Source organism: Lutimaribacter marinistellae (assembly GCF_042648365.1).
Classification (GTDB): Bacteria; Pseudomonadota; Alphaproteobacteria; order Rhodobacterales; family Rhodobacteraceae; genus Lutimaribacter_A; species Lutimaribacter_A marinistellae.
Genome location: NZ_JBHRXI010000027.1, coordinates 1 through 6,607 on the forward strand (window position 1 = coordinate 1; position 6,607 = coordinate 6,607).

3 protein-coding genes are annotated in these 6,607 nt (G+C 60.7%); 2 read left to right on the plus strand and 1 reads right to left on the minus strand.

Annotated elements, in window-relative coordinates:
• Window positions 1-693, plus strand: a 693-nt coding sequence (locus ACFORG_RS19780; RefSeq protein WP_386737297.1) for a recombinase family protein, incomplete at its 5' end; no start/stop codon positions are given.
• Here ACFORG_RS19780 and ACFORG_RS19785 read toward each other — a convergent pair.
• On the minus strand, window positions 650-2,923 hold the full coding sequence (locus tag ACFORG_RS19785; protein ID WP_386737298.1) for a calcium-binding protein: 2,274 nt from the start codon (window positions 2,921-2,923) through the stop codon (window positions 650-652). The two genes, ACFORG_RS19780 and ACFORG_RS19785, sit on opposite strands and share 44 nt — an antisense overlap.
• A gap of 712 nt (window positions 2,924-3,635) precedes the next feature.
• Between ACFORG_RS19785 and ACFORG_RS19790 the strand changes: the two genes are divergently transcribed.
• A partial coding sequence (locus ACFORG_RS19790; RefSeq protein WP_386737300.1) for a calcium-binding protein occupies window positions 3,636-6,607 on the plus strand: 2,972 nt, incomplete at its 3' end.

A 6,607-nucleotide genomic window follows, 5' to 3' on the forward strand; every position in this document is an offset into this window, starting at 1 on the left:
CAGCGCAAGGTGATCAATGACTTTGCGGCATCAACAGGTGCAGATGTCCTCGCCCGCTTCATCGAGGTCGAGAGCGGGCGGAAGAACGACCGCCCCCAGCTGGAAGCCGCGCTGAGCCTCGCCCGGCTGACCGGCGCCACGCTGGTCATCGCCCGGCTCGACCGTCTCTCCCGTGACGCGGCCTTCCTGCTCACCCTGCAGGCCAGCGGCGTCCGCTTCCTCGCCTGCGACATGCCCGAGGCCAACGACCTCACCGTCGGCATCATGGCGCTGGTGGCGCAACAGGAACGCGAGGCCATCTCCCGCCGCACGAAGGAGGCGCTGGCAGCGGCGAAGGCGCGCGGGGTCACGCTCGGCAATCCCAACGGTGCCGCCGCGCTGCGACGGGCAGGCGAGGACGGCTCCGCCCTGCGCCGCACGGTCACCACGAACGCTGACGCCTTCGCCCGCGAGCTCGCGCCCGTGATCAGGTCGACCCGGGCCGAGGGGCATAAGACCCTCCGCGCGATGGTGGAGGTCCTCAATGCGCGAGGCATCAGAACCCGACGGGGAGGCCGGTGGCATGTCTCGACCGTGCGGAACCTGTTGCGCAGGCTCGAAACCCTCCCGCACCGTGATAGAGCTGGCGGCCAGGAGGCCTCAGGGGCCATCACGTCAACAGGTCGAACACCTCGCCACCAATCTGGAGATTGATGCTGGACTGGCCTTCACCATCCACCAAGGCCCACATGATCTGCCCTGTCGGGCGGTAGATCACGAACGCCTCCTGAACGGACGCGTCGCCCGAGCGTACGCCATCCGTTGTTGCAGTATGGGCGAGGTTGACCTGGAACTGATCCGCCGTCGCGGCCTGCCCAAAGACCAGCACATCGCCTTCAGCGGCATCATAGTCCTGCACCCAGTCCGAGCCGTGATCGGCCACGCCCAGATGGAAGAACCGGTCAGCGCCATCGCCGCCGTTGATCCGGTCATACCCGAAGCCACCGTTTACGAAATCGTCTCCCGATCCACCGAACACAAGATCCGAGAGCGCCCCGCCGGTCACAACGTCATTACCTTCCTGGCCCTGCAACTCATCGGCACCGAACCCACCCGCCAGCGTGTCATTGCCCTCCTGGCCGAAGATCTGGTCATTGCCACCACCGCCCTCGGCCAAGTCATTGCCGCCGCCCGCATAGATCACATCGCGCTGGTCGGCTTCATGCCCGTCCGGACCGCCGATAATCTGGTCGTCACCATCGCCACCGTTGAGCAGATCGGTACCGATGCCGCCATCAAGCGTGTCGTTTCCCTCCAAGCCGCGAAGCGTATCGTTTCCGTCTGAACCATCAAGAAAGTTGTCCGCCGATCCGCCATCGAGGATGTCGTCGCCTGGTCCCGCGCTGACCAACTCGAACCCATCTACGCTTGCTGTCCAAACCGGCGTATTATCCGAGGCGAGAAAACGAATTTCGCCGTCTTGCAAGTTGACCTCGGCTTTCGAGCCAGCGTCGATGATGAGACGGTCCGCCAGTCCCTCTCCTCCGTCAAACATTAAGCCCTGAATAGAGCCGACATCCCGGACAAAGATTTCATCCCGGCCAGCGCCCATGTCGATCTCCCGAGCGCGACCGAGATAAGTGAGAACATCGTCGCCCGCACCCAGCCAAATGCGCGCGGCATTGTCCTCTACGCTGTCATCGCTGTCCGTCCCTGTGCCAAGATGATCTTCCGCGAAAACGGTCAGGTCACTCATTTGCGAAACCTGGGCAACACCCAGCGACTTGAGCACGCGGTCGAGGCCATCATCACCGGCAAGTTCGAAAAATTCTTGAACCTGTGGTGCCAGATCGGAACGCTCCAGGACAATGCCTGTGGAATTGGGGCTGTAACCGAGATCGATGCCTTCCTTCAGCCAGTGCTCGAACGGTGTGCTGTATGTGCCGGCCTCGATTGCGTCCTGCACCTCGGGATGGGCCTGGAGATACCAGGCGTGCTCAAAGACATGTTTCGGGGCCTCAGCCAGAACGGAAGGCAGAACCTCGTTGAAGCTCAGAGGCATGTTCTGGGGGCCATAAAGATCATCGTAATGCTGGCCGGCCGCGTCTCGCACTGCATCCTGAATATAGTTCGTATAGATAAGCGAGGCGCCCACGCCAACAGCGCCGCCGATGATGATGGCAGGTGCACCAACTATTCCAAGTGCTGCAAGTGCGGCACCACTGGCAAGGGCCGCTCCCGCGGTCACATCGAATCCCACCACGACGTCCCAAGACTGCTGATACAGTTCTTTGTGCCAGTTGTCCGCTGTCGAGATGTCAGTCACGCGCTGGCCAAGGTCCAAGGCGGCCAACGCGTTATCGAGATTGTTCCGCAGCAGGCGCTCAACATTCTCGGGGAGATTTGGGTCGAAATCAGGGAAGGGAAAATCCTTGAGAGGTTCGGAAATTTCATCCAGGTATGCGTTGAGCTCGCGCAATTGAAGTTCGTTGAGTGTCCCCGACAGACCCTCGAGGATCGTCTTCATGTCTGACAGCCAGGACATAGCGTCTTCTTCGACGTCATTGTCGAATATGCGCAGAGTGATCGTGTCGCTGAGATTCTCCACCGTGGCAATTCCGTAGACGAGATCCCCGGAAACGTTCGTGTAGAATTCCCCGTTACCTCCCGCCGGCGCGGCCCATTCGACATATCCCGAAACGGTCGCCGTGACCGTTTCCGTGGCTTCCACCAGGTTATCATCTATAGCTGAAACCGAGATGCGCAGCCCGGCTTCCGTCAGTGTCGATGAAACGGTGAAATCCTGACCTTCGGCAGCGTTTCCTGAATAGGAAACACTTGTCACGTTCCAATCGAGAACCACCGCTTCTATGAAACCGATGTCATCGAAAGTGACGGTCTCACTGTTGGACTCGCCTTCGGTCAATGCGAATTGATACGGCATGACTATTCCCCCTGCTTGTCTTGCCAGCCCGTGAAAATGGTTGGCGAAACACGATCCCCCGAGACACCGAAAGGCTTGTTTCCCGAGATGACGATGCAGCTATCCGTCGCTCTCGGCGGGGTTACCCTAGGTCAACATTCTGTTTTGCCGAACAAGCGATTGCAAGGTTTGCATGAGGCATCAAGCGGCTGTGCGGCGCACTGAGCCGTTTCTTTGCCAATAGCAACACGACTGTTTTCTCTGTTTAAGAATACCCGGCGCTTGCGGTTTGGTTGGCAGATCAACACGCCCCTTCCGAAAGGGAGGGGGGTAGGTCAGATCTCTGAAGATGTTCATCGGGACCGCCGGTGGTCGCCAGTTTCTTGCGCGGCCACAATTCGGACCGGGGGTTGCGAATTCACGGTCGACAGAATTTCATGTTTCAGGTTCGAATATTTCTTATTTGCTTGGCTCAAGTCAAGCACGCGAAGGCGCCCTGCACTGGCCCCTTGGAGAAGCTTAGCAGACCATTTTGCTCTGACGATACCGCTCGAAAGAACTTTTGCACAAACGGAGCCGTCTACACGTGACAGCCCCTCCGTCCATTTTTGGCGGTCGTTGCGACCGCCGCGGCGTTGTAGCGGGCGCACGCCACGCATAGGGATTCCCAATCGCGAGCGTCGTGCCCGAATGGGGAATGTGATATACCGTTGACAGTGGGAGGGTTCTTACGATGGCCTACATCACCGGGGATGGCAATCTGAGCGGCACGATCGGTGACGATACAATTGTCTCGACCGGATGGAGAGAAGGCAGCAGTGTCCCACCCGGAATCAATGGCCGGGGCGGGAGCGACACGATTACCGGCACCAACTCCAGTGACAATATATGGGGGGACGGTTTCTTCGATCATGCCGAGTTCGAGGGCGACGATTACATCGACGCAATGGGCGGTCAAAACCGGGTCTGGGGCGGTGGCGGCAACGACACGATCCTGACCGGCGATGGTTACGATACGATCCATGGTGATGACGGCTATGCCGCAGATGGCGACGACGAGATCCATTCCGGAGGCGGCAACGACTCTATCGAAGCAGGAGACGGTGATGACTCGATCCGCGCCGGGACCGGTTTCGACGACATCAAAGCGGGCGAAGGCAACGACACCGTTTTTGGCGGCGATCACGGCGACGAGATCTGGGGGCTTTTTGGTGACGACCGGCTCTACGGCGAGGCCGGAGACGATTGGATTGATGGTTACCGGGGGCGGAACTACCTGAGCGGTGGCGATGGCGAAGATACCATCTGGGCTGGCGGCGACACGGATACCATTTTCGGCGGGGACGGCTTCGACACAATCCTGTTCAACACTCGGTTCTACGAATGGCAGGGCGGCGACCTCCGCGTCCTCGGCGTGCCGGGCGAGGTCCATGGCGGCGGCTTTTCCGACACCATCGTTGTGCAGCAATACGAACTCGGCAACGATCCGACCTCGGGCGGATATGCCGTGTTCGACTTCCGTAACACCGAGATCACTTCAATTGAACGGCTCGTTTTCGAGAACCAAAAAGCCGACGACGTCAATATTCACGTGGTCCTTTCTGCGAACCAGATCGACAACCGGATCGACTCGAATCCGACCTCGCCAGTCATCACCCGCGAACTCGCGTCTGATCTGAGACTCTTCGGCCTTCCCGGCTCGCGCGCGCGGGAAAAGATCACGATCGAGGGCCGCGGCGTGGATATCGACGTTTCAGGCTGGCAATTCTTCGACTTCGTCAACGTCCTTTTCGATCTTGAGATCTTTGGCAACGCCGATCCGGAGGCGATCCGCACGACTCCGTTCTTCGCGACGCTGATCGAAGGCGGCGACGGGGGCGACACGGTTCACGGCAGCGACCACGGCGACACGATCCACGGCGACGACGGCGACGATAGCGTGCATGCAGGCGCAGGCCGTGATGAAATTGACGGCGGTCCCGGCAACGATACGCTACGCGGCGAAGCAGGTAACGATACGCTTCTTGCCGGCCTCGGCAGCAATTTGATCGACGGCGGCGCTGATACCGATTTCGCCGATTACAGTAACATTGGAGACGTCCTGACAGCCAATCTCGAAACCGGCGAGATCGTCCGGTCTGCCGGGACCGACACGGTCCTCAACGTTGAAATCTTCCACTTTGGATCGGCGGCAGAGGAGATCATTGCCTCCTCTGCCGCCGACAGCGTCTTCAGCGGCTACGGCGACGATACGATCCTTGGGATCGGCGGGTCGGACACGATCAACGGTGGGAATGGCGACGACCGTTTCGTTGTAACCTCGGGTTTCGCCACGGTGCTCGACGGCGGTTTGGACGAAGACACCATCGTCCCCGAATTCGACATGTCCGCAACGACGCAAGTGTCGCTGCGCGACGGTTTCGTCACGATCCCCTCGGGTGGGTTTTCGTTTTTCTACACTTGGCGAAATTTCGAGCATTACGACTCCTCCCTGACGGGCGGCGCGGAACAGATCGAAGGAACGGAGAGCGCGAACCGCATCCTCGCGGGTAGCGGGGCGAATGTGATCGACGCGCTCGGCGGGGACGATACTGTCCATGGTGGCGAGGGCGCCGACACCGTGAACGGCGGGGACGGCCATGACGATCTCGACGGCGGCGCGGACACCGACCGGGTCACGGGCGGTCTAGGCGACGACACGATCCGGAGCGACGATGATGGTGGCTTCGACGCCATCTACGGTGGCAGCGGCACCGACAGCTTCGACGGATCGGTCCGGACCGACGATCTGGTGGTCGACCTGAACGCTGGAGACTGGGGCGCAAGGGGTGTCGGCGGCGTCGACATGTTCAGTATCGAGGCTGTAGCCACCGGATCGGGCGACGACCTGATCGTCGGCTTCACGGATTCCACCGAGGACACATTGCGCGGCAATGGCGGCAACGACACGATCATCGGCTCGAACGACGCTGAACTGATCGAAGGCGGACCCGGCGCGGACGAGATCAACGGTGGTGGTCAGAGCGATACGCTGGTCGGTGGCGCGGGTGACGATACAATCCTCGGTGGGACACATGGCGTGGCAGGCGATACGGCGGTGTTCTCGCAGGCAGGCGGGCAATACACGGCACTGCGGCGGACGGATGGAGCTCTTGTCGTACAGCATCGCGACGGCGGGGCCGCGACCGATGGCATCGACACGCTCTTCGACGTGGAGCACCTGCAGTTTGCCGACGGTATCGTGGCAGTCGACGCCATCGCGGACAACGCGATCGCCGAGACCGGAAGTCTTTTTCTGAGCAGCGATGCGGTGACGGTGAGTTTGCAGCGGAGCTATGTGGCCCCGGTTGTTGTTGCGTTTGTTTCGACGGAGAACGGGTTTCAGCCTGTGAACGTGCGGGTAAGCGGGGTGAGTGGCGACAGCCTGACGCTGCGGTTGCAGGAGCCGAACTATCTCGACGGGTCTCATTTCAACGAGACGGTGCATTACATGGTGGTCGAGGAGGGGACCTGGGTTCTGCCGGACGGCACGCTGCTGGAGGCCGGGACGCTGCAGAGCAACCTGCTTTCGAGCCAGGGCTTCGAGAGCGTGGCCTTCGAGGCCGAGTTCGACACAGCGCCGGTGATCCTGAGCCAGGTGCAGAGCGCCAACGGCGCCGATTTCGTCACCACGCGCCAGCGCAGTGCCGATGCGGAGGGCTTCCA